This is a genomic window from Nonomuraea sp. NPDC003707 (assembly GCF_053587055.1).
Map to the genome: position 1 here is coordinate 131,814 of NZ_JBSFNK010000015.1, position 19,803 is coordinate 151,616.

The 19,803-nt window shown below is 70.1% G+C and carries 24 protein-coding genes and 1 pseudogene; 13 read left to right on the plus strand and 12 right to left on the minus strand.

Going from position 1 to position 19,803, the window contains the following annotated elements; translation table 11 throughout:
- Positions 1-2: 2 nt before the first annotated feature.
- The 3 genes from ACWDRB_RS34345 to ACWDRB_RS34355 form a co-directional block, all read right to left on the minus strand.
- Entirely contained in the window at positions 3-239 is a 237-nt protein-coding gene (locus ACWDRB_RS34345) for a DUF3040 domain-containing protein (protein ID WP_350729870.1), read from the minus strand.
- Between the two features lie 113 nt (positions 240-352).
- Positions 353-604: a type B 50S ribosomal protein L31 gene (locus ACWDRB_RS34350; protein ID WP_449900730.1), complete on the minus strand. Its 252-nt coding sequence runs from the start codon at positions 602-604 to the stop codon at positions 353-355.
- A gap of 28 nt (positions 605-632) precedes the next feature.
- On the minus strand, positions 633-1,406 hold the full coding sequence (locus ACWDRB_RS34355) for an SDR family NAD(P)-dependent oxidoreductase (RefSeq protein WP_449900732.1): 774 nt from the start codon (positions 1,404-1,406) through the stop codon (positions 633-635).
- Positions 1,407-1,504: 98 nt separating this feature from the next.
- On the opposite strand from ACWDRB_RS34355, the gene ACWDRB_RS34360 reads away from it, so the two are divergent.
- Complete coding sequence (locus tag ACWDRB_RS34360) at positions 1,505-2,701, plus strand: MFS transporter (RefSeq protein ID WP_397369791.1); 1,197 nt, start codon at positions 1,505-1,507, stop codon at positions 2,699-2,701.
- Positions 2,702-3,172: 471 nt separating this feature from the next.
- The gene (recQ, locus tag ACWDRB_RS34365) at positions 3,173-4,984 is read left to right on the plus strand and encodes a DNA helicase RecQ (protein WP_449900734.1); all 1,812 of its coding nucleotides are present in this window, start codon (positions 3,173-3,175) and stop codon (positions 4,982-4,984) included.
- Positions 4,985-5,279: 295 nt separating this feature from the next.
- Here recQ and ACWDRB_RS34370 read toward each other — a convergent pair whose 3' ends face one another.
- On the minus strand, positions 5,280-5,594 hold the full coding sequence (locus ACWDRB_RS34370) for a hypothetical protein (RefSeq protein ID WP_449901019.1): 315 nt from the start codon (positions 5,592-5,594) through the stop codon (positions 5,280-5,282).
- A 624-nt stretch (positions 5,595-6,218) separates the two neighbouring features.
- Positions 6,219-6,434: pseudogene (locus ACWDRB_RS34375) on the minus strand (maleylpyruvate isomerase N-terminal domain-containing protein); the annotation flags it as partial.
- 158 nt (positions 6,435-6,592) lie between these two features.
- On the opposite strand from ACWDRB_RS34375, the gene ACWDRB_RS34380 reads away from it, so the two are divergent.
- Positions 6,593-6,772 (plus strand): hypothetical protein, encoded by a 180-nt coding sequence (locus ACWDRB_RS34380; RefSeq protein ID WP_449900737.1) that lies wholly within the window; start codon positions 6,593-6,595, stop codon positions 6,770-6,772.
- A gap of 54 nt (positions 6,773-6,826) precedes the next feature.
- Positions 6,827-7,084, plus strand: coding sequence for a CocE/NonD family hydrolase (locus tag ACWDRB_RS34385; RefSeq protein WP_449901006.1), 258 nt, complete (start codon positions 6,827-6,829; stop codon positions 7,082-7,084).
- Between the two features lie 106 nt (positions 7,085-7,190).
- Here ACWDRB_RS34385 and ACWDRB_RS34390 read toward each other — a convergent pair whose 3' ends face one another.
- Complete coding sequence (locus ACWDRB_RS34390) at positions 7,191-7,658, minus strand: nuclear transport factor 2 family protein (RefSeq protein ID WP_449900739.1); 468 nt, start codon at positions 7,656-7,658, stop codon at positions 7,191-7,193.
- A gap of 136 nt (positions 7,659-7,794) precedes the next feature.
- Here ACWDRB_RS34390 and ACWDRB_RS34395 point away from each other — a divergent pair, with 136 nt between their 5' ends.
- From ACWDRB_RS34395 to ACWDRB_RS34405, 3 genes are all read left to right on the plus strand, one after another.
- Positions 7,795-8,865, plus strand: a complete 1,071-nt coding sequence (locus ACWDRB_RS34395) for a helix-turn-helix domain-containing protein (protein ID WP_449900742.1) — start codon at positions 7,795-7,797, stop codon at positions 8,863-8,865.
- Between the two features lie 277 nt (positions 8,866-9,142).
- Positions 9,143-9,928, plus strand: a complete 786-nt coding sequence (gene thyX, locus ACWDRB_RS34400) for an FAD-dependent thymidylate synthase (RefSeq protein WP_449900744.1) — start codon at positions 9,143-9,145, stop codon at positions 9,926-9,928.
- A gap of 366 nt (positions 9,929-10,294) precedes the next feature.
- Positions 10,295-10,594 carry a hypothetical protein gene (locus tag ACWDRB_RS34405; RefSeq protein WP_350729856.1) on the plus strand — a complete coding sequence of 100 codons (300 nt, stop codon included), beginning with the start codon at positions 10,295-10,297 and terminating at the stop codon, positions 10,592-10,594.
- Here ACWDRB_RS34405 and ACWDRB_RS34410 read toward each other — a convergent pair.
- On the minus strand, positions 10,587-11,390 hold the full coding sequence (locus ACWDRB_RS34410) for an alpha/beta hydrolase (protein WP_449901008.1): 804 nt from the start codon (positions 11,388-11,390) through the stop codon (positions 10,587-10,589). The genes ACWDRB_RS34405 and ACWDRB_RS34410 overlap by 8 nt on opposite strands.
- A 204-nt stretch (positions 11,391-11,594) precedes the next feature.
- Between ACWDRB_RS34410 and ACWDRB_RS34415 the strand changes: the two genes are divergently transcribed.
- From ACWDRB_RS34415 to ACWDRB_RS34430, 4 genes are read left to right on the plus strand one after another with little or no spacing between them, the layout of a single operon-like run.
- Entirely contained in the window at positions 11,595-12,083 is a 489-nt protein-coding gene (locus ACWDRB_RS34415) for a methylated-DNA--[protein]-cysteine S-methyltransferase (RefSeq protein ID WP_449900747.1), read from the plus strand.
- Entirely contained in the window at positions 12,080-12,793 is a 714-nt protein-coding gene (locus ACWDRB_RS34420) for a 2OG-Fe(II) oxygenase (protein WP_363962719.1), read from the plus strand. The genes ACWDRB_RS34415 and ACWDRB_RS34420 overlap by 4 nt, the downstream gene beginning before the upstream one ends.
- Positions 12,790-13,047: an Ada metal-binding domain-containing protein gene (locus ACWDRB_RS34425; RefSeq protein ID WP_449900751.1), complete on the plus strand. Its 258-nt coding sequence runs from the start codon at positions 12,790-12,792 to the stop codon at positions 13,045-13,047. Before ACWDRB_RS34420 ends, ACWDRB_RS34425 begins: the two co-directional genes overlap by 4 nt.
- Complete coding sequence (locus ACWDRB_RS34430) at positions 13,044-13,673, plus strand: alpha-ketoglutarate-dependent dioxygenase AlkB family protein (protein ID WP_449900753.1); 630 nt, start codon at positions 13,044-13,046, stop codon at positions 13,671-13,673. The genes ACWDRB_RS34425 and ACWDRB_RS34430 overlap by 4 nt, the downstream gene beginning before the upstream one ends.
- Here the strand turns inward: ACWDRB_RS34430 and ACWDRB_RS34435 are convergent.
- The 4 genes from ACWDRB_RS34435 to ACWDRB_RS34450 all read right to left on the minus strand — a co-directional run bounded on the left by ACWDRB_RS34435 (position 13,657) and on the right by ACWDRB_RS34450 (position 17,342).
- Positions 13,657-14,334, minus strand: a complete 678-nt coding sequence (locus ACWDRB_RS34435; RefSeq protein ID WP_449900755.1) for a helix-turn-helix domain-containing protein — start codon at positions 14,332-14,334, stop codon at positions 13,657-13,659. The genes ACWDRB_RS34430 and ACWDRB_RS34435 overlap by 17 nt on opposite strands.
- Before the next feature lie 81 nt (positions 14,335-14,415).
- The gene (locus ACWDRB_RS34440; protein ID WP_449900758.1) at positions 14,416-16,011 is read right to left on the minus strand and encodes a serine/threonine-protein kinase; all 1,596 of its coding nucleotides are present in this window, start codon (positions 16,009-16,011) and stop codon (positions 14,416-14,418) included.
- Positions 16,012-16,059: 48 nt separating this feature from the next.
- Entirely contained in the window at positions 16,060-16,863 is an 804-nt protein-coding gene (locus ACWDRB_RS34445) for an alpha/beta fold hydrolase (RefSeq protein WP_449900761.1), read from the minus strand.
- Positions 16,864-16,895: 32 nt separating this feature from the next.
- Positions 16,896-17,342 (minus strand): MarR family transcriptional regulator, encoded by a 447-nt coding sequence (locus ACWDRB_RS34450; protein WP_397369802.1) that lies wholly within the window; start codon positions 17,340-17,342, stop codon positions 16,896-16,898.
- Positions 17,343-17,383: 41 nt separating this feature from the next.
- Between ACWDRB_RS34450 and ACWDRB_RS34455 the strand changes: the two genes are divergently transcribed.
- Complete coding sequence (locus ACWDRB_RS34455; protein WP_449900763.1) at positions 17,384-17,746, plus strand: nucleotide pyrophosphohydrolase; 363 nt, start codon at positions 17,384-17,386, stop codon at positions 17,744-17,746.
- A 329-nt stretch (positions 17,747-18,075) separates the two neighbouring features.
- Positions 18,076-19,116 (plus strand): trypsin-like serine peptidase, encoded by a 1,041-nt coding sequence (locus tag ACWDRB_RS34460; RefSeq protein WP_449900765.1) that lies wholly within the window; start codon positions 18,076-18,078, stop codon positions 19,114-19,116.
- Positions 19,117-19,171: 55 nt separating this feature from the next.
- On the opposite strand, the gene ACWDRB_RS34465 is transcribed toward ACWDRB_RS34460, so the two are convergent.
- Complete coding sequence (locus ACWDRB_RS34465; RefSeq protein ID WP_449900767.1) at positions 19,172-19,765, minus strand: TetR/AcrR family transcriptional regulator; 594 nt, start codon at positions 19,763-19,765, stop codon at positions 19,172-19,174.
- Positions 19,766-19,803: the final 38 nt, after the last annotated feature.

A 19,803-nucleotide genomic window follows, 5' to 3' on the forward strand; every position in this document is an offset into this window, starting at 1 on the left:
TGTCAGGTGGTCAGTACGGCGAGCAGGAGCAGGACGATCACGAGCGCGCCGGCCGTGAAGATCATCCAGACGTGCGCCAGCACCCACCTGCGCAGGCGATCACCATACGCGTGGGAGAAGTCCCCGTCTGATTCGATCTTGTTGATCGCCGCGACGCGCCTGGCCAGCTCGGGGTCCTCTCGCTCAAGGGCCTGCTCGATCTCAGCGAGAATGCGGCGTTCCTTTCCAGAGAGACTCATGGCCATCACCACTGCTCCGATGCCGGTGACCACCTTTTACCCAGCAGTAGCGCAGGCATGCCCCCTCCGGCCGATCCCCCGCAGGCGCGTACATGCCTGCGGGGGGCCGCCCGTCACTTGCGGCGGTTCGCGTAGCGCTGATTGAAGCGCTCGACGCGGCCCGCGGTGTCGAGGATGCGGCCGCGGCCGGTGTAGAAGGGGTGGCTGGCGGACGACACGTCCACGTCGACGACCGGGTACGTCTTACCGTCCTCCCACTCGACCGTCCTGTCGCTGGCGAGGGTCGAGCGGGTGAGGAACGCGAACCCGACGCTCGGGTCACGGAAGACGACGGGGCCGTACGCGGGGTGCAGGTTCTTCTTCATGGCCTGCACAACCAGGTGACAACGGTTTTCATTCCCGAGCTTCCGGATCGAGTCCCAGCACCGTGCGGCCGCCGTCCACGGGGATGGTGGCGCCGTTCACGAACGCCGCCTCGTCCGAGAGGAGGTGCGCCACGACGGAGGCCACCTCGGCGGGGGTCGCGACCCGGCCGAGCGGGTGCAGCATGGCCAGCTGCTCCTCGACGGCCTGCCGCGCCTGCGGGGTCTGCGACTCCAGGAACGCCTCATATCGTTCGGTGGCCACCGAACCCGGGGCCACGGCGTTGACCCTGATGCCGTGCCTGCCGTACTCCACGGCCAGCGCCCTGGTCAGGCCCTCCGTTGCGGCCTTGGCGGTCGAGTAGGGGAGGCTGCCGGGCACCGCCCTGGTGGCCTGGTGGGAGGTGACGTTGACGATGGCGCCGGGCGTACCGGCCGCGAGGAAGTGTCGTACGGCGGTGGCACAGCCCACCACAGCGAGGTCGAGATTGGCCGCGATCAGGGCTCTGACCTCGGCGATCGGGGACGTGTGGACGGAGGCGTCGCGGAACACGGCGGCGTTGTTGACCCAGCCGCGCAGGATGCCGGCCTCCTGGGCCAGGTCGGCGGCCCAGGCGGCGACTTCCTCGTCGGCCGCGTCGCCGATCAGCGGGATGACTCGGGGGCCTGCCCAGGCGAGGGCGTCAGGGTCGCGTTCGACGGCCACCACGGTGTCCTTCTCGCCGCCCTTCTCGCCGAGGAGCCGTTCGACCACGGCCTTTCCGATGCCACGCCCGCCGCCGGTCACCACATAGGAAAAGGTCATGACTCGACGCTATTACGCTTTTACCGTGCGCTATTCCTGACGCGGCGAAGTGACATTTATCACCGTATTTCTGACCGGTGAACGGGAACGATCCTGGAGTGATCGACGCCACCGTGCCGAAGTCCCCCATGTGGATGATCGGCGCTCTCTCGATCACGCAAACCGCCGGATATGGCGTGCTCTATTACGCGTTCTCGGTGTTCATCCCACCGATGTCCCGCGACCTCCACGCCGGGGTCGCACAGTTGACCGGAGCGATCACCCTGGCCGTCCTGGTGTCGGGGGTCGCGGCGCCGCTCATCGGCCGCTGGCTGGACCGGCACGGCGGGCGCGGGCTCATGACCCTCGGGTCGGTGCTGGGCGGGCTGGCGGTGCTGGCGTGGTCCCAGGTGCGCTCTGTGGCGCAGTTGTACCTGGTCTGCGGGGTGCTCGGCGTGGCGTCGGCGATGGTGCTGTACGAGGCGGCCTTCGCCGTGATCGTGGCCTGGTTCGACGCGACCAGGCGGGCGCGGGCGTTACTCGCGGTGACCGTCGTGGCGGGCTTCGCGTCCAGCATCTTCCTGCCGCTGACGGGCTTTCTCGTGGACCTGTACGGGTGGCGCCAGGCCCTGGTCATCCTGGCCGCCGGATACGCCCTGACCTCGGTGCCGCTGCACGCCCTGGCCGTCCGGAGCCGGGCCGCTCCCCCGCACGTGAACCGGCGCGAGATCGTCGGGGCGGCCCTGCGCGAACGTCCCTTCTGGCTGCTGGCGGCGGCCTTCCTGACCCAGACCGGCGCGGTGTCGGTCATGGGGGTCCTGCTGGTCACGTACCTGATCGCCCTCGGCCACACCCCCCTCTTCGCCGCCGGCGTCGCGGGCCTGCTCGGGGTACTGTCGGTCACGGGCCGGCTCGTCACCACCGGCCTTCAGGGCCGCTGGTCGGTGGCGTTGATCACGGCGGTGATGTTCGGGGTGCAGGGGCTGGCGGCGGTGCTGCTGCCGCTGGTCGGCAGGAGCACGGCGGGGGCGGTGGCGGGGGTGGTGCTGTTCGGGCTGGGGTTCGGCGTGGGCACGATCGCCCGGCCTGCTCTTCTGGCCGACCGGTACGGCACGGGAGCGTACGCGTCCCTGAGCGGGGCACTCGCGCTGCCCATCACGGTCGCCAAGGCCGTCGCGCCGCTGCTGGCGGCTGGAATCGCGCAGTTCGCCGGGTATCCGGCGGTGATGGGAGCGGTGGCAGCGGCCTGCGCCCTGGGCGCCCTCTCCCTGATCGCCTACCACCGCAACGCCCACCCCAACCCCGCCACCGCCTGACCCACCTCCGCTCCTTCACCCCACCCACGCCCCGCCCTCACCCCAGCCACACCCAATCCCGCTCTGCTCCTCCCACCCCCAGCCATGCCCAACCGGCAAACCCCGGCCCACCCCCAACCCCGCGACGCTCCGCCCTCCCAACAGCACCCACGTCCAACCCGCGACCCACCACCAACCCCCCGCGCCCAAGCCACACTCCGCCCTCAATCCGCGACCCCGCCCTGACCACGCCCCGCCCCACTCGCGCGAAGGACCCCATCCGCTCCTCCCCCTCGGGAGCCCCCCGACCTCACCCACTAAAGACACTGGGCCGGAGCGCGGCCGACTGGGCTCGAAGGGCGCCTTATGGGCTGGCTCACGGACCGATCACCGTCGGGCAGACTGGGGATGCCAAGGCGAGCGCGTTGGAGCCCCCGATCGCCGTCGGCGGAACTCACGAAACGCTCACCCGCGAACACGTAAGGTAGCCACATGGATACCCCCACCGACGTTCTGCACCGCGTATTCGGCTACGACTCGTTCAGGTCGGGGCAGCAGGAGATCATCGACCATGTCGTGGCCGGCGGCGACGCGCTCGTGCTCATGCCCACCGGCGGCGGCAAATCGCTCTGCTACCAGATCCCCGCCCTGGTGCGCCGCGGCGTGGGGGTCGTCATCTCACCCCTGATCGCGTTGATGCAGGACCAGGTCGACGCGCTGCGGGCGCTCGGCGTGCGCGCGGGGTTCCTCAACTCGACGCAGGACTTCGACGAGCGGCAGCTGGTCGAGTCGGAGTTCCTGGCCGGCGAGCTCGACCTCCTCTACCTCGCTCCCGAGCGGCTGCGCGTGGACACCACGCTGCGGCTGCTGGCCAAGGGCGAGATCTCGGTGTTCGCCATCGACGAGGCCCACTGCGTGGCGCAGTGGGGGCACGACTTCCGGCCCGACTACCTCGAGCTGTCCACGCTGCACGAGCGCTGGCCCGATGTGCCGCGCATCGCGCTGACCGCCACGGCCACCCCGGCCACGCACGCCGAGATCTCCTCCAGGCTCGGCCTGAGCGAGGCCCGCCACTTCGTCGCCAGCTTCGACCGGCCCAACATCCACTACCGCATCACGCCCAAGAGCGAGCCCAAGCGGCAGCTGCTGGAGTTCCTGCGCACCGAGCATCCCGGCGATTCCGGCATCATCTACTGCCTGTCGCGCTCCTCGGTCGAGAAGATCGCCGAGTTCCTGGTCGACAACGGCATCGCCGCCGTGCCGTACCACGCGGGTCTCGACGCCCGCACCCGCGCCACCCACCAGTCCCGCTTCCTGCGCGAAGACGGGCTGATCGTGGTGGCCACGATCGCGTTCGGCATGGGCATCGACAAGCCCGACGTACGCTTCGTCGCCCATCTCGACCTGCCCAAGTCGGTCGAGGGCTACTACCAGGAGACCGGGCGCGCGGGCCGCGACGGCCTCCCGGCCACGGTGTGGATGGCGTACGGCCTCCAGGACGTCGTCCAGCACCGGCGGATGGCCATGGAGGGCGACGAGGCCCACCGCCGCCGCCAGGTGGTCCACCTCGACTCCATGCTGGCGCTGTGCGAGACCGTCGGGTGCCGCCGGGTGATGCTGCTCGACTACTTCGGCCAGAAGGGCGCCGAACCCTGCGGAAACTGCGACACCTGCCAGAATCCGCCCGAATCCTGGGACGGCACCACCCCCGCCCAGAAGGTCCTGTCGGCGGTGTTGCGGCTGGCGCGGGAGCGGCGGCAGAAGTTCGGGGTGGGGCAGGTGGTCGACATCCTGCTCGGCAAGAAGACCGCCAAGGTGCTGCAGCACGGCCACGAGACGCTCACCGTGTTCGGAGTGGGCACTGACCTGGGCAACGCGGAGTGGCACGGGGTGGTGCGGCAACTGCTGGCGCAGGGACTGCTGGCGGTCGAGTCCGACTACGGAGCGCTGGTCCTCACGGACGACAGCGCTTCGGTGCTCCGGGGACAGCGCGAGGTCCTGCTGCGCCGCGACACCCTGCGCCCCGCCCGGGCCAAGGTAGCCTCCTCATCGAAAGCCCAGGCGGTGGCCGAGCTATCCGCCGAAGCGGCCCCGCTCTTCGAGCGGCTCCGATCGTGGCGGGGCGCCACCGCGAAGGAGCAGGGGGTGCCCGCGTACGTCATCTTCCACGACGCGACCCTGAGAGAGATCGCCATCGCCCGACCGTCCTCACTGTCGGAGCTGAGCAACATCAACGGCGTCGGCGAAAACAAACTGGCGAAGTACGGCGAACTCCTCCTGGAGGTCCTCCAGGAGGACACCTGACCCCCACCGCCCCGGCCCCTGCCGCCCGCCTCAGGCGTGCGTTCACCTTGTGCGGGAAGGGCGAGGCGTGGTGGTGGCGACGGCCGCACGAAGAACGGTCGTCGCCACCACGTTGGTCGGCCGGGTCACGGCGATCGGGTGTCGCCGCCCCGCTGACGACCGGCCGGACGTGTGCTGGGCTCTGTGGTCGGTGTCCCCGACGTGGTTGCGGTACAGGATGATCGTACGGCGTGTGAGCGGGAAATGCTGGATGGGCTGGATTGTTCTATCTTTGAGGTTGGGGTCGTTGAGCTGGTCAGAGGGCTGTTGTCCAGTTCGGGTCACGGCCGAGATAGGCCAGAAGGTAGTCCTGGGCCGAGGCGCGCGGGGGCAGGGTCCTCGGCGGGGCGAACCTGTGCGGCCGGTCAACGTCCGTGACGAACAGATGGGCCAGGTCCAGCAGTTCCTCGGCCATGAGGTCCGGGATCGGGTGCTGTTCACCGCAGGCTCTGGCCACGTCCCAGCCGTGCACGGCAATCTCGATCGCACCCGCGGCGGCCACCATGGGCGCGGTCAGGTGGCGATCGCCTATGGAGACCATCCCGGGATGGGTGACCGCGCCCACCCACACACCCAGCACCTCTGTGGCGCGGTCCCTGAGAAGGAGCGCCGGGTTGGCCCCGCATCCCTGCCTTCGCGGCGCAGAGCCACTGAAGCACAAAGCGGCGCTGTCTCCCTCTCCGGTCGCGGACGCAGCCACCTCACGGACACCAGAGCGCGAAGAGGCGCTGTCTCCTCCCCCGGACGCGGATGCGTTCGACCCGCGAAAGCCGGTTCCCGATGAGGCGCCGTCCCCTCCACCCAACGCGGGTGCGTCCGAACCGCGAGAGCCCGTGCCTGATGAGGCGCCGCCTCCTCCATCGGATGCGGACGCGTCCGACCCGCGAAGGCCCGTACCCGGTGAGACGCCGCACCCTCCACCCGACGTGGACGCAGCCGAACCACGAAGGCCCGTGCCCGATGAGGCGCCGCACCCTCCGCCTGACGAAGATGCAGCCGAGCCGCGGATGCCGGAGCGCAATGAGGCGGTGTCTGCACGGCCGGACGTGGGTGCTGTCGGCCTTCGAAGGCTGCGCTGTGGAGGAGTGCCGATGCCGTCGCCTGGTGCGGGGGTGGTCGGCCTTTGGGGGGCCGGGGTGGGCGGCATGCGTGGGTTGGGGGGTCTTGGCGTTGGGACAGGGGTGACGGGTATACGTGGCGGTGCTGGGGGGATGTGGCCGGAGGCGGCGTCGTTCAGGGTTCGGAGTGAGTCGGCCATGTGGTCGAGCAGGTGCTGGAGGTTCCAGTCCGCGCAGGGAGTGGGACGGCAGAGGGCGGCCGGGGTGACTACGCGGAGGCTGCCCAGCGCATAGTCGATCGCCCGTTCCAGCAGCGCAACCCCCGCGGCCAGTGCCTTTTCTTGATCGCACATATCGCCTCCTCTCTCACATGCAGACCCGCGTGCCCGGGAAAAATCATCGGCCCCGCATCCGCTTGGGAGCCGGAGCCGGAGCCGGGGGGATAGAGATCTGTCACCGACTCGCCGAACGTCGGCGTGATCGCAGCCGGAGCCGGAGGAGAGCTTCTGCTTTGGGCCTGCTCAGCGGACTGCTCGACCCTTTGCTCGGATTGCCCGAGGCCACGACGCCCGGCATCGAGGACACCGATGGCTTGAGCGTTCCGATGCCCGATGGCGTGGTGCTGTTCGCCGACCGCTATCGCCTGCGCGGTGCGGGGCCGCTGCGTGTGGTGCTCGTACGGACTCCGTAGGGCAAGCACGAGCTCGACGCCAAGGGCACCGCTCGCGTGCCGGGCAGGCGCGGCATGCGGGTCGTCATGCAGAACGTACGCGGCGCGTTCGGATCCGATGGCCGGTTCGCGGCCTTCCAGCAGGAGAGGGGGACGGGCTGTCCGCGGGTGCCTGGTTGCCGCGAGCAGGCGGGGTGCGACGGGCGGCTGGCGACGGCGGGGGCCAGTTACCTGGATACATGCACGCGGTGGGCGGTCGGGCCGTACTTCGATCCGCAGCTGGAGGCGATGTGCCTGAGGTTACAGCCGTCGCCCTCAGCCTGGAGGTTATAGCTTCCAGCCCTCGGCCTGGGGTTGCGGCCATCGCTCCCAGCCTGGGGTTGCGGCCGTCGCGCCCCAGCCTGGGTTATGACCGCCGCCCCCAGCCGGGGCTTTCGGGCTAGTGATGGGTGGTGGTCGCTTCGGGTTGATCCTGCCGGTCCGACGTCGTGGGTGAGCGGAACCATGCCGCGCCGCGTTGTGTGTCCATGTACTCGCGGACCCGCTTGACCAGGCCGGACTCCAGTTCGAAGATGAAGCAGTATTCGTTGTCGTAGTGGCCACCGTGGGCAAGGGTGGCCTGCAGTCGCATCTCGACGACCACGGTGTCACCGTCGGCGTAGAAGCCGCCGAACTCGATGGACACGTTGTCGACGAAGACCGTGGAGAATTCCTCGGTCAGGAAGCGCACAATGCGGTCCCGGCCGATGAGATGGTGGGTTCCATCGATGGCGCGGGAGGTCGCGTTGTCGGCAGGGGCGAGCCACTCCGCGTCAGGGGCGAAGACGTCGCGGACCTGGTCGGCATCACGCGTGGCGAAGACCCGCCAGGCGTCGATGATGAGTTGCTTGTTCGATGCGGCGCTCATGGAATGTCCTTATGGAGATGGGTGAGCCCGAATTCTCGCGGGGCCCTGATCAGTAGGTCTGGTCACATTCGGCCAGGACTGGCAGCCTGTCCGGATCCGTCCGATCCGGTGAGCCGGTGGATGCCATGCTGGAAGCGTGAACGCAGTCGGCGCCGTCCGGACCACCGGTATCTACTGCCGAGACGACTGCCCGGGCCGCCCCCTCCCGGTGAACACCACCCGCTACCCGTCCGCGGCCGCGGCGGAGGCGGCCGGGTACCGCGCCTGCCACCGGTGCCGCCCGTACCGGCAGGAACCGGCCACCGTCGCGGACATGCCCGAACTGGTGTGCCGCGGGGTCGAACTCATCGCCGGCGGAGCCCTGGACGACGCGACGGAGAGCAGTCTCGCCGGTCGGCTCGGCGTGTCCCCACGTCACCTGCGGCGCATGTTTCTTCAGCATGCCGGGGTCACGCCCGACCAGCTCGCCCGCTCCAGGCGCGCGCACTTCGCCCGCCGGCTGCTCGACGACACTGACCTTCGGATAGCCGACATCGCCTTCGCCGCGGGCTTCGGCAGCGTTCGGCAGCTCAACCGAGTCCTCATGGGCACCTTCCACGGCGCCCCGCGTGAGCTGCGGGCCCGACGGCGGGTCACCGACCGCCTCCAGGCCGATGGCGGACTGGCCCTCCGGCTCGCTCACGACAAGTCATTCGATTTCGCGGCCGCCCTGCGCCACCTGGCCGCACGCGCGACACCGACCGTCGAAGCGGTCTCGTGCACCTCTTATCGGCGCACCATCCTGATCGATCACGACCCCGGCATGATCGAGATCACCCAGCGATCCCCGGCCGAACTCCTGCTCGTCGCCCATCTCCCCCGGCTCAACGGACTCATCCACCACGTCCACCGGGCCCGGAGCATCTTCGCCCTCGACGACTCTGCGAGGACGTGCGGTTCGTGGGATCCGTTCGAAGTCGGTGTGCGTGACATCGTGCGTGCGGGGGTGCCGGACGCCGCACGGGCACGGGCGATCCTGGGTGACCTCGCCGGTCGGTTCGGCGCGGTCGTGCCCGGCCTGGACCCAGTCGGCCTCACCAGGATGTTTCCGCGACCCGACGTCCTCGCTCGGGCCGACCTCGACGCGTTGCCCATCCCCGACACCACCGTCCACGCCTTACGATCGTTCGCGCAGGCGGCCGCGGACGGCTCGGCGACCCATCGATAGAAGCCGGAGCCCGCCGCGTTCGCTCCGGCGGGCTCGAGACCTTCAACGGTCACGAGATCGGGGAGGCCGAAGCTGCAAGCCGTGGAGCCTGCTGACCGTCGAAGCCGCAAGCCACGGCGCCTGCCGACCTTGGACGTGGGATGCCCGCGAGGAGCGTCCAGGGGCGGTCGAACTCTCGCCGAGCGAGGAGCGTCGAGGGGCGGTCGACTCGCGCCGGGTGGCAGGAGCTGGTTGGCTTGGGGCCGTCGAAAGCGGTCGATCCGAGCGGGGGCTCTCCATGCGCAGTGTCGAACCCGAGGTCTTCATCGTCTCCCGTCCGTCGCTGGACTACGACGAGCTGGCCCGCTACCTGGCCGAGGTCGGCGGCGAGAGCTGGCTGGAGCGACTTGATCGCGGCGACCTCGACGCGCAGAACCTCGCCGAGTTCGCCGGTCGGCTCTGCTACCGCTCCTTCGAGCCCGGCCTCAATCCCAACGTGGTCAGGATCAGGGAGAACCAGGACGATTACCTGCGCAACATCCTGGCCAGCGCACACGGCTCGGTCCTCGAGCACGTCAGCTTCAGCTTCGTGCTCCACAACGTCAGCCGGGTGCTGACCCACGAGCTGGTGCGGCACCGCCCGGGTGTGGCCGTCTCGCAGGAGTCGCTGCGTTTCGTCCGGCTGGACGAGCTGCCGTTCTGGTTCCCGGAATGGGCACGGGAAGACGACGAGCTGATGAAGCGGGCCACGGCGGTGCTGGAGCAGCTCGAGCAGTTCCAGCTGTGGATGGCCGAGCACTTCGGGCTCGATGAGGAGGGCGTGCCGTTCTCGGAGAAGAAGCACCGCACGTCGTTCATGCGCAGGTTCGCCCCGGAGGGCGTGGCGACCGGGCTGGTGTGGACCGCTAACGTGCGCACGCTGCGGCACACGATCGAGGCCCGCACCGCCGCCGGCGCGGAGGAGGAGATTCGCCTGCTGTTCCAGCGCATCGGCGAGCTCATGCGCCAAGAAGCCCCCGCTCTGTTCAGCGACTACGTCGTCGAGGAGGGCGGGGCCTGGGTGCCAGGCTGGCGCAAGGTCTGAGCGGTCGCATCAGGCTCCAGGCTGTTGGCGCTCATGCTTCCGGTGAGTCCGGGTCGCTAGCCGGAACCTCCCGGTATCGCCCGGAGTACAGGTTGCATGAAGTGGTTGATGATGGTGACGCTGTTGGTGGTCGCGGCTGGGTGTTCGGCCGAGGTGCCCACGCACGTGGCTCGGTCGGCCGTCCCGGGTCCCGTAAGCCCCAGCGCGGTAGGCCCAAGCGCCGTAAGCCCGAGTCCCATAAGCCCGAGCGCCGTTAGTCCAAGCGCCGTAAGCCTCAGTGTCGTAAGTCCCAGCCCGACGGCTACCAGGGCTGCGTGTAACGGGACCTCGGTGCTTCTCGGCGGAGGGTTTCCCGAGGTGCGGGGGGTGGGGCGGGATGCGGAGCTGTGGGGGCTGTTGTTCGTGGCGGGTCCGCCGCTGGCGCGCGGTGAAGAGATCAAGATCGTGTGGCGGATGACGGGTGAAGGGCCGCTGCGGGTCAAGGCGACGCTTCCCGACGGTACGCCCGCCAAGCTCGCCTGGGGGCCCGAGGAGCATGGCGGGTCGAGCTGGCACAAACCCGGCGAGGAGTGGGGTACGGGGTTCGTCTTCCCGAAGCGGGGCTGCTGGAAGATCGAGCTCACCCGTACGCGGGGCTCCGGGTACGTATGGCTGCCGGTCAAATAGCCCGGTCGATGAAGGCCGTCACGTCGTCCAGGACCTCGGCCTTGTTGGTCTCGTTGAAGACCTCGTGCCTGGCGCCCTCGTAGATCCGTTCGGTCAGGTTCGTACCCTTGATCGCCTCGACCCCCGGACGGCTCCCGTTCAGCGGGACGAGCTCGTCGTCGGCCCCGTGCACCCACAGCGTGGGCAGGGGTCCGAGCCTGCCGCCCTTGGCGATCGTGGCCAGCGTCGTGGCGAACGCCTCCAGCGTGGCACGCTTGAACGGGCCGTGCCACACCAAGGGGTCGGCGGCGTACGCGGCGCCCACCGAGAGGTCGCGGGAGAGGGTGGCCGGGTCGATCGGGACGTCCGGGGGCTCCTCGTAGGCCAGGAGGGTCGGGACGACCGCCCATTCGCCGATCACCGGGCCTGACAGCACGAGCGCCGCCAGGCCGTCGCCGTAGCGCTGGGCGTAGCGGGCCGCGATCATGCCGCCCATCGAGTGGCCGATCACCACGACCGGGACGCCGGGGTGGTCGTCCCTGGCCTGCTCCTCGACGGAGTAGACGTCGGTGACCACGTCCTCGAAGTCCGCGATGTGCACCCGGTCGCCGGCCGACTTGCCGTGGCCCGTGTGGTCGAGGCCGTAGACGGCGGCGCCGTGGCGGACGAGCCGGTCCGCCACGTACTCGTAGCGGCCGATGTGCTCGCCGTACCCGTGGATCAGGACGGCCACGTAGCGCGGCCGGCCATGGGGCCATACGCGGACCGTGTTGAGGCCCGTGGTGCCGGTGAAGGTGTGCTCGCGCGACTCGGCCATGGTCACCGAGCGTACGCTCATGATCGCGTGATCGTCCACCGACTGGGACGCGCCTTGAGGTGTGCGGGTGGCGGGGACGGCCGGAGGCGGGAGGCGGTGGCGACGGGGGAAGCCGAGGCGCGGGGCCGAAGAGGAGGGCCGAGGAGGAGGCTGTGATGTCCGAAAACCGCTGACTTTTGAGGGCCCGGCGGTGTTGAAGAAGGTATGGACATCCACAGCATCATCGAAAGCCCGTTGGGCCCGATCCTGCTCGTCGGTGACGGCTCCGCGCTGACGCGCGTGTCGTTCGACGTGGGCGGACGGGCTGGTCTGCGGTGGGAGCCGGCCGCGTTCGAGGAGGTCGAGCGGCAGTTCGCCGAGTACTTCGCGGGCGAGCGGGTCGCGTTCGACCTGCCGCTCGCCACCCGCGGCACCCCGTTCCAGGAGCAGGTGTGGGCGGCCCTGGATGAGCTGCCGTACGGGACCACGACGGCCTACGGCGCGCTCGCCGCGCGGGTGGGCGCGCCACGTGACCGGATCCGCGCGGTCGGCGCGGCCATCGGCGCGAACCCGCTGCTCGTCGTCCGCCCCTGCCACCGCGTCGTCGGGGCGGACGGCTCGCTGACCGGGTACGCGGGCGGCCTCGAGCGCAAGCACGAGCTGCTCACGCTGGAAGGCGCCCTGCAGCCGCAGCTCTGGAGCGTCGTCGGATGAGCTCGGCGAAGCTGACGGAGGAGACCAAGATGGACTGGGCGAAACTGACGGAAGAGGTCAACTCGTACGGGTGCGCGCTGACGCCGCCGGTGCTCACCCCCGAGGAGTGCAAGGAGATCGCCGGCCTGTACGACGAGATCGGGCTGTTCCGGTCCACGATCGACATGGAGCGGCACCGGTTCGGCGCCGGGCAGTACCGCTACTTCAGCCGGCCGTTCCCGCCGCTGGTGGAGAAGTTGCGGGCGGAGTTCTACCCGCGGCTGCTGCCGATCGCCCGCGACTGGGCGGCCAGGCTGGGCCAGCCGGCGCCGTGGCCGGACGACCTCGACGAGTGGCTGGACATGTGCCACAGAGCGGGGCAGACCAGGCCGACGCCCATCCTGCTGCGGTACGGACGGGACGACTGGAACGCGCTGCACCGCGACCTCTACGGCGACCTGGTGTTCCCGTTGCAGGTCGTGATCGGGCTGGACCGGCCGGGCGAGGACTACACCGGCGGCGAGTTCCTGCTGGTGGAGCAGCGGCCGCGGGCCCAGTCGCGGGGGACGGTGACGCTGTTGCCGCAGGGGCACGGGCTGATCTTCACCACGCGCGACCGGCCCGTGCGCTCCTCGCGGGGCTGGTCGGCCTCCCCCGTGCGGCACGGGGTGAGCACCGTCCGGTCGGGGCTGCGGCATACGCTGGGGCTCGTCTTTCACGACGCGAAATGACGTACACGCTGGTGGGGGCCGACGGCCGCCCGTATGCGAGTCCGGTGCCCGGCACGCTGGGCGGGCATCGAGGGGCCCGGCTGTACGGGCGGCTGGACTGCCCCTCGGCGCTGCGCTCCATTGCTCGTGGGGGATATATCCGGCATCGTGTCTTCTTCGCGGACGCCGGTGACGCGGCGGCGGCCGGGTACCGGCCGTGTTCGAGGTGCTTGCCGGAGGCGTACCAGGCATGGAAGGGCCGGGAGACAGCGTGATACGGGAGATCGCGCCGGGCGCGGTACACGTGCCCGGCTGGCTGACGCTGGACGAGCAGCGCCACCTCGTCGAGGCGTGCCGCGGATGGGCCACGGGACCCGTGCCGATCCGGCACACCGTGCTGCCCCGGGGCGGCGTGATGTCGGTCCGGACGGTGTGCGTGGGATGGCACTGGCAGCCGTACCGGTACACGCGCATCGCCCACGACGTGAACGGCCGGCAGGTGGCCGAGTTCCCCACGTGGCTCGGTGAGCTGGGGCGGCGCGCCCTGGCCGACGCGTACGGACGCCCCGGCGACACGTACGAGCCCGACACCGCCCTGATCAACTTCTACGACGGCCAGGCCAGGATGGGCATGCACCAGGACAAGGACGAGAAGTCCGACGCCCCGGTGGTGTCGCTGAGCATCGGCGACCGGTGCCTGTTCCGCTTCGGCAACACCGAGACGCGCGGCCGGCCGTACACGGACGTCGAGCTCGCCTCAGGCGATCTGTTCGTGTTCGGCGGGCCGTCGCGCTTCGCCTACCACGGCGTGCCGAAGGTCCATCCGGGCACCGGCGATCCCGCCACCGGCCTGGCCTCCGGCCGCCTCAACATCACGATGCGCGTCACCGGCCTCCGGTGACGTAGTCGAAGTCCTCGTCGGAGAGCGTGCGCCGCAGCGTCCGCAGCACCTTCGCCGGGTCGTCGTCCGGCCCCTGCGCGTAGAAGGGCCTGCCGTCCCGGCCGAACGTGATCGCCGCGTCCCCCTCCCACTTGCCCAGCAGGTCGGCCGCCGGAGCGAAGTCTTCGTGCGGCTCGAACCCGAGCTTCCGCGCGTAGTCGACGGACCCGAACACCAGGTGCCGGGCCAGCTCGATCGGCGCCTCCTGGAAGCCCGCGTACTCGCCGAAGAAGTACTGGCGGAAGCGCCGCAGGTCGCGGTCGTCGAGCACGTCGGGGCCGATCGCGTTCTTCGCCCCGAGGCAGTAGACGTCGGCGAGGTAGCCGGCCACCGTCATCCGGTCCCAGGTGTGCCGCCGCGCGACCAGCACGCACACCAGGCCGCCCAGGCCCGCGTCTGGGCCCTCGTCCACCCATCCGCGGGCCGGGTCGACGGTGAGCCCCTCGCTCCAGCCGATGTTGACCCAGCACCCGACCACCTCGGGCTCGGCGGTGGGGGTCTCCGAGGCGATGGCCCGCACCAGCGGCGCCACGACGGACGGCGACACCTTCAGCGCCTTGGCGATCTCCTTCGGGGAGCGGCCCTCGGCGCGCAGCTCGCGTACCCGATCCTTCAAGTCCATTCGGGCAGCCTAGCCGTCCTGGCCACCGCCGACCGCGCCACCATGACGGTCAGGGCGGCGTGGCGAGAACGATGGACGCCGTCAAGCTCCCCGGTGGAAGTAGGACCGGCGCGGCTCCTGGCTGGTCAGGCGGCCGATGCAGCGCAGAAAGCGCGTGCCGGTCTCGAACTGCGCCTGCGACGGCGGCATCACGTCCGCCATCCAGCCGGCCGCGCCGATGTTCCTGGCCGTGCCGACCCTGCTGGCCAGGAGCACCGCCCGGCTGCAGATCCGCTTGATCGTGGGGTGCTTGGCGAGGTCCTGCTGCACGTACGTGTCGGCGTCCGACGGGATCGGGACGACCGCGAACGTCTCCCACGAGTGCAGCTCCTCGCACCCGACCCGCCTGGCCTTCGTGTCGCCGGAGATGATGACCAGCCCGCCCCAGCACTCCGACTCCTGCACGCACGCCGCCTCACCGCCGCGCACCTTGCTCGCCGGGCAGTTCTCCGTGTACGTCTTCAGCCCCTTGAACACGGTCTTCGCCTCTTCCGTGGCGCTCGTGGAGGCCGAAGGGCTGGGAGACGACGCCTGGTTGCCGCCCGGCTCCCTGGTGACGTACGTGTAGACGACCACGCCGACGCCTATCGAGATCACCAGGGCCAGAGCGGCGGCGATCGAGACCAGCGCCCGCGAGGCGCCGCGCCGGGCGGGTGGCACGGTGTCCGCGTGGCCGCCCGGCGGCGGGCCGGTGACCGGCGGACCCATCATCGGCTGCGGCCCCGGGTGACTCGCGTGCTGCCCCATCGGCGGCGGCCCCGGCCGGCTCAGGTGCTGCCCCATCGGCTGGGAGGGGGTCAGCGGTGCGGCGTGCCGTCCCCCGGAGGGGGCCGGGGCGGGCCCGAGCGGGACGGCGGCGAGAGCGTCGCGGAACGCCTCCGCGGTGGGCGTGCGCTCGCGCGGGTCGCTGGCCAGCGCCTGGCGCAGCACGGCGGTCAGCTGGGGCGGCACGCCGGGAATGTCCGGAACGGGCAGGCGGTGCAGGGCCAGGATCATCGCCAGGTTCGGCACGCCGCTCTCGGGGAAGCGTGGCGGGCGGCCGTTCAGCAGCGCGTAGACGGTGGCGGCCAGCGCGTACACATCACCGGCCGGGGTCGGCTCGGCCAGCTCGAACGCCTCGGGCGGCGCGTACGACGGCGTCAGGGACTCGCGCGTCACCGACGCCTCGGGCCCGGACGCGGGCATGGTGGCCAGCCCGAAGTCGGACAGCGCCACCTGGCCGTACCGGTTGACCAGGATGTTGCCCGGCTTCACGTCCCGGTGCAGCACCCCCTGCGCGTGCGCGGCGGCCAGCGCGTCGGCGATCCGTACGCCCACGTCACGCGCCTCGACCGGCGAGAGCCTCCGTCCGGACAGCGACCCGCCCGGGCACAGCTCAAGCACCATGTACGGCCGCCCGTCGGGCAGCAGCCCCGCGTCATAGACGGCCACGACGTGCGGGTGACCGGACAGGGCCCCGGCGGCCGTGACCTCGCGCATGAACCGGCGCCGGTCGCGGTCGGACAGCAGCACCCGGTTGTCGACCTTGAGCGCGACCTCGCGACCCACGGCCGACTGTACGGCGAGGTAGACGACACCGAAGCCGCCCTGGCCGAGAACACCCTTGATCTCATAGCCAGAAACCGATAATTCGGACACGCGCGGAAGCGTACAGGTTCGGGGCGACACCCACTGGAGCGAGGTGATTCAGCCGGCGGTCTGGAGGACCTCGCGGAGCCGGGCCGCGTACGCCCGGGGATGGCTGGTGTTGCCGTTGTGCCCGCCCGGGAACTCCACCAGCTCCGTGCCCAGCAGCTCCGCCAGCTCGACCGCGCACCGGCGGTCGAAGACGTGCTGCGGGGTGGTGTGCCCGGCCGCGGGCAGGATGCGGGTACGGCACCCGCTCAGGTCGAGCTCGTCCTCGACGACGGCGGTGAAGTCGTGGCGGATGAAGAAGTCGAAGTTCGCCTGCCGTTGCGGCGTGATGGGCTGCGGGGTCAGGTCGGCCTCGGCGTCCTCGGTGATGCCGAGCACCCGCTTCACCTGGCCGATCGCCGCGGGCAGGCCGCCTTCGCGGTAGAGCGACTGGAGCTCGGCCAGCTCCTTGCGGTGTTCGGCCCGTTCGGACCCGGGCAGCACCCACGGCGAGACGGGCTCGTGCGCGATGAGCAGGCTGAGCTGTTCTGGGTGCTCGACGGCCAGGTGCAGCCCGATGGAGGCGCCCAGGCTCTGCCCCACCATGATCACGGGCTGGTCGGTGAGGTGGGCGAGCAGCCGGTGCACGTCGTGGGCGTGCTCGCGCACGCTCACGCCGGTGCCGGGGATCGTGCTGCGGCTGAGCCCGCGCCGGTCGTACGTGATCACCGTGTACGCGTCCACCAGCCGATCGACCAGGTCAACGGTGCGACCGGCGTCGCCCTCGCCACTCTGCGAGATCAGCAGGAGCGGGCCGCTGCCGCGCACCTCGTAGTAGAGGTCGACGCCCGGGATGCGCAAGATGTCTGCGTTCATGACCTCAAAGATAATCCATCAAATCTGATGCATCAAGTTCGATGCATTATTCCGGGGATCAGTTTGGCGGCCAGTTCCTCCAGGACCGCCACGGTCTCCGCCACGCGCCGCGGGTCGTCCGTGCCCAGCGCGATCCCCAGCGCGGCGTCGATCGGGGTGTCCCTGACCTGCGTCACCCGTTCGGACACCCCAGGCGCCTCACGGATGATCGTGCGCCGCCGATCCGCGGGATCCGTCTCGGCGATCACCGCGCCCACGGAGCGCAGCCGCGCGATGGCCGCCGACACGGCGCTCTGCGGCAGCCCGGTACGGGCGGCGATCTCACCCACGGTGGTGTCGGGATGTCCGCGCAGGTCGCTCACCACGATCAGCACCGTGCGCACGCTCGTGGAGTGCTCACCGATGCCCTCGGTCGGCATGGCCTCCTCGCCGATCTTCATCAGCGTCCGGCCCAACAGGAACAGCTCGACCCCATTCACGAGCAGCAACATACCGGCGGTGATGGGTAGGGTCGTGCGACGTGACGACGGACTTGGAACGCCTTGCCGAACGCCTGCGCGAGTTCGCCAGGGCCAGGGACTGGGAGCAGTTCCACACACCCAAGAACCTGACGATGGCGCTGGCGGGCGAGGTCGGGGAGCTGGTGGCGGAGTTCCAGTGGCTCACGGCCGACGAGTCCGCGCAGCCCGATCCCGATGCGCTCGCCCGGATACGTACCGAGCTGGGCGACGTCACCCTCTACCTGGTCCGGCTGGCCGACGTGCTGGGCGTGGACCTGGTGGAGGCGGCCCAGGCCAAGCTGGACGACAACGACCGCCGCTACGACGCCGACCGCTACCGCGGCTCGGCCAGGAAGGCCCCGCCCTCCTCGCACTCCGGCTGAAACCCGGCAGCACTCACGACCTTACAGACTGCGTCCTTTGCTGTAAGTTCGCTGGGAATCGGACCAAGGACGCGATGACGAGCCGTCGCGGCGACCTGGACCTTTCACTCCGCGTGACCGCCGAGCCGCATCGGCCGGAACTCCGCCCTGGAGTGGATCTTCGCAGCACGAGAGCCGACCACATCCCGTTCGACATTGTGTTCGATTCTTGAACGCGTCACTTTCTGTGCTTCTTGACCGAATGTGCCATTTTGTGGCGTGATGCGGATGTTTTGGATCGAGAGATTTTTAGATCCTCCTTATCTGCAACAAGAACGGAAAGATCAACTATGAGACGCACACTGACCGCGTTAGGCATCGGCCTGAGTCTGCTGGGATCCACCGTCATCTCCACCCCGGCGCAGGCCGAGGGCGAGATAACGGTGGCCCCTCTCGCCACTGTGTCGGCCGCTCAGGAGATCGCGCGGTTCTGGCTCGCCGACGGAGCCGCCAACCTGAAGAACGCCACACCCTATGCCGTACAGACCGAGGTCCAGGGGGAACGCGTGTCCACCCCCGTCTCCCCGGACACCAAGCCCGGCTCGGTCGCGCCGGTGGCGGGTCCGGCCGAGCCGAAGGGCAAAACGCCCACGAGCACGGGCAAGGTGTTCTTCATCGGTGGTGACGGGCAGCCGCACTGGTGCACGGGCACCGCACTGCAGTCGCAGTACCGCAACCTCGTCGCCACGGCCGGTCACTGCGTGTACGACATCGAGCGCTCCGACGCCACACTCGGCAAGTGGGTCTTTGTCCCCGGCTACACCGCCGGCACCACTCCGTGGGGCCTGTACGTCGGGAAGCAGGCCTTCGCCCACTTCGACTTCTCCACGTACCAGAACTACGACCGCGACTTCGCTTTCGTGAACGTCTACAACGGCGTGGTCTCGCCCTCCCCCGACGTGCTGACCAACACCGGGAGGCTGGTCGACAACGCCGGCGGGCAGGGCTTCGCCTGGAACCAGCCGACGGACTCCATGATGGACGTCTTCGGCTACCCCGCCGGACCCAACCCTGACGGACGGCGGCCCTACACGGGCGAGAACCTGGAATGGTCCACCGGGCGGATCTCCACCATGACGCTGTCCGGCCTCCCCGACGACCTGTTCCTCGGCGTCGAGTCGCCGTTCACCGGTGAAGGCTCCCTCGGTTCTTCCTGGCTGTACAAGTACAGCAGCGACTACCGTGCCGGCTACCTCAACGGCATCACGATCAGCGTTGCCGACACCAATGGCGACGGCCGCTACGACACCGGCGTCTCGCCGTACTTCGACGGCGCGGTGAACGTCATCTACAGGGCCGCCACAATGGCCTGGACCGGCTCGATCGCGTAGAACAGCTACCGCGGCCGCTGCGCCTGCCCGGCCCGGGCGGGCGCGGCGGCCGCTGTCACGGACCGTCGCCCTTTCCGATCAGGAGGCGGGCCACGTCGGAGGCCAGCGTGTTCGCCAGGGTGTCCAGCCGGGCGGGGTCTTCCAGCAGGAGGAAGAGCCAGGCGAAGATCGATCCCAGGAGCATGGCGTGGACGCGCGCGGGATCCGGCCGGGACGGCAGTTCGCCGCGCGCCACCGCCCGGTCCAGCACCTCGGTCACGCACTCGCGCTCGGCCCTGACGAACGTCCCCGCGAACGCGGCGGCCATCCCCTCGTCCGCGTGCACGTCCGCCAGCAGTCCCGGCACGACTCCGGGTGGCGGCGTGCTCAGGGTGGTGGCGATGACGTGGGTGACGGCGGCCAGGTCGGTGGCCAGGGAGCCGGTGTCGGGGGGTGTCTCCAGCTCCAGGTCGTGCATGACGGCCGCGAAGATCATGGCCTGCTTGGTGGGGTGGCGGCGGTAGATGGCGGCCTTTCCGACGCCTGCCCGCGCCGCGACCGCGTCCACGGTGAGCTGTGCGTATCCCTGCTCGGCCAGCAGTTCGCGGGCCGCCGCGGCGATGGCCCCGTCCACGCGTCCGTCCCTGGGGCGGCCCACCGGCTGTCTCATGTGCGCCAGCTTATTACGGAACCGATGGATCCGTAATA

Excerpts from the sequence above, each read along its gene's own strand:
- ACWDRB_RS34410 (WP_449901008.1), bottom strand. The coding sequence starts at position 11,390 with ATGGCCGAGTCGCGCGAGCACACCTTCACCGGCACCACGGGCCTCAAC.
- ACWDRB_RS34385 (WP_449901006.1), top strand. The coding sequence starts at position 6,827 with ATGCGGGTCGTCATGCAGAACGTACGCGGCGCGTTCGGATCCGATGGC.
- recQ (WP_449900734.1), top strand. The coding sequence starts at position 3,173 with ATGGATACCCCCACCGACGTTCTGCACCGCGTATTCGGCTACGACTCG.
- ACWDRB_RS34435 (WP_449900755.1), bottom strand. The coding sequence starts at position 14,334 with ATGGACTTGAAGGATCGGGTACGCGAGCTGCGCGCCGAGGGCCGCTCC.
- ACWDRB_RS34445 (WP_449900761.1), bottom strand. The coding sequence starts at position 16,863 with ATGAACGCAGACATCTTGCGCATCCCGGGCGTCGACCTCTACTACGAG.
- ACWDRB_RS34350 (WP_449900730.1), bottom strand. The coding sequence starts at position 604 with ATGAAGAAGAACCTGCACCCCGCGTACGGCCCCGTCGTCTTCCGTGAC.
- ACWDRB_RS34460 (WP_449900765.1), top strand. The coding sequence starts at position 18,076 with ATGAGACGCACACTGACCGCGTTAGGCATCGGCCTGAGTCTGCTGGGA.
- ACWDRB_RS34420 (WP_363962719.1), top strand. The coding sequence starts at position 12,080 with ATGAGCTCGGCGAAGCTGACGGAGGAGACCAAGATGGACTGGGCGAAA.
- ACWDRB_RS34355 (WP_449900732.1), bottom strand. The coding sequence starts at position 1,406 with ATGACCTTTTCCTATGTGGTGACCGGCGGCGGGCGTGGCATCGGAAAG.
- ACWDRB_RS34465 (WP_449900767.1), bottom strand. The coding sequence starts at position 19,765 with ATGAGACAGCCGGTGGGCCGCCCCAGGGACGGACGCGTGGACGGGGCC.
- ACWDRB_RS34415 (WP_449900747.1), top strand. The coding sequence starts at position 11,595 with ATGGACATCCACAGCATCATCGAAAGCCCGTTGGGCCCGATCCTGCTC.
- thyX (WP_449900744.1), top strand. The coding sequence starts at position 9,143 with ATGCGCAGTGTCGAACCCGAGGTCTTCATCGTCTCCCGTCCGTCGCTG.
- ACWDRB_RS34425 (WP_449900751.1), top strand. The coding sequence starts at position 12,790 with ATGACGTACACGCTGGTGGGGGCCGACGGCCGCCCGTATGCGAGTCCG.
- ACWDRB_RS34345 (WP_350729870.1), bottom strand. The coding sequence starts at position 239 with ATGAGTCTCTCTGGAAAGGAACGCCGCATTCTCGCTGAGATCGAGCAG.
- ACWDRB_RS34390 (WP_449900739.1), bottom strand. The coding sequence starts at position 7,658 with ATGAGCGCCGCATCGAACAAGCAACTCATCATCGACGCCTGGCGGGTC.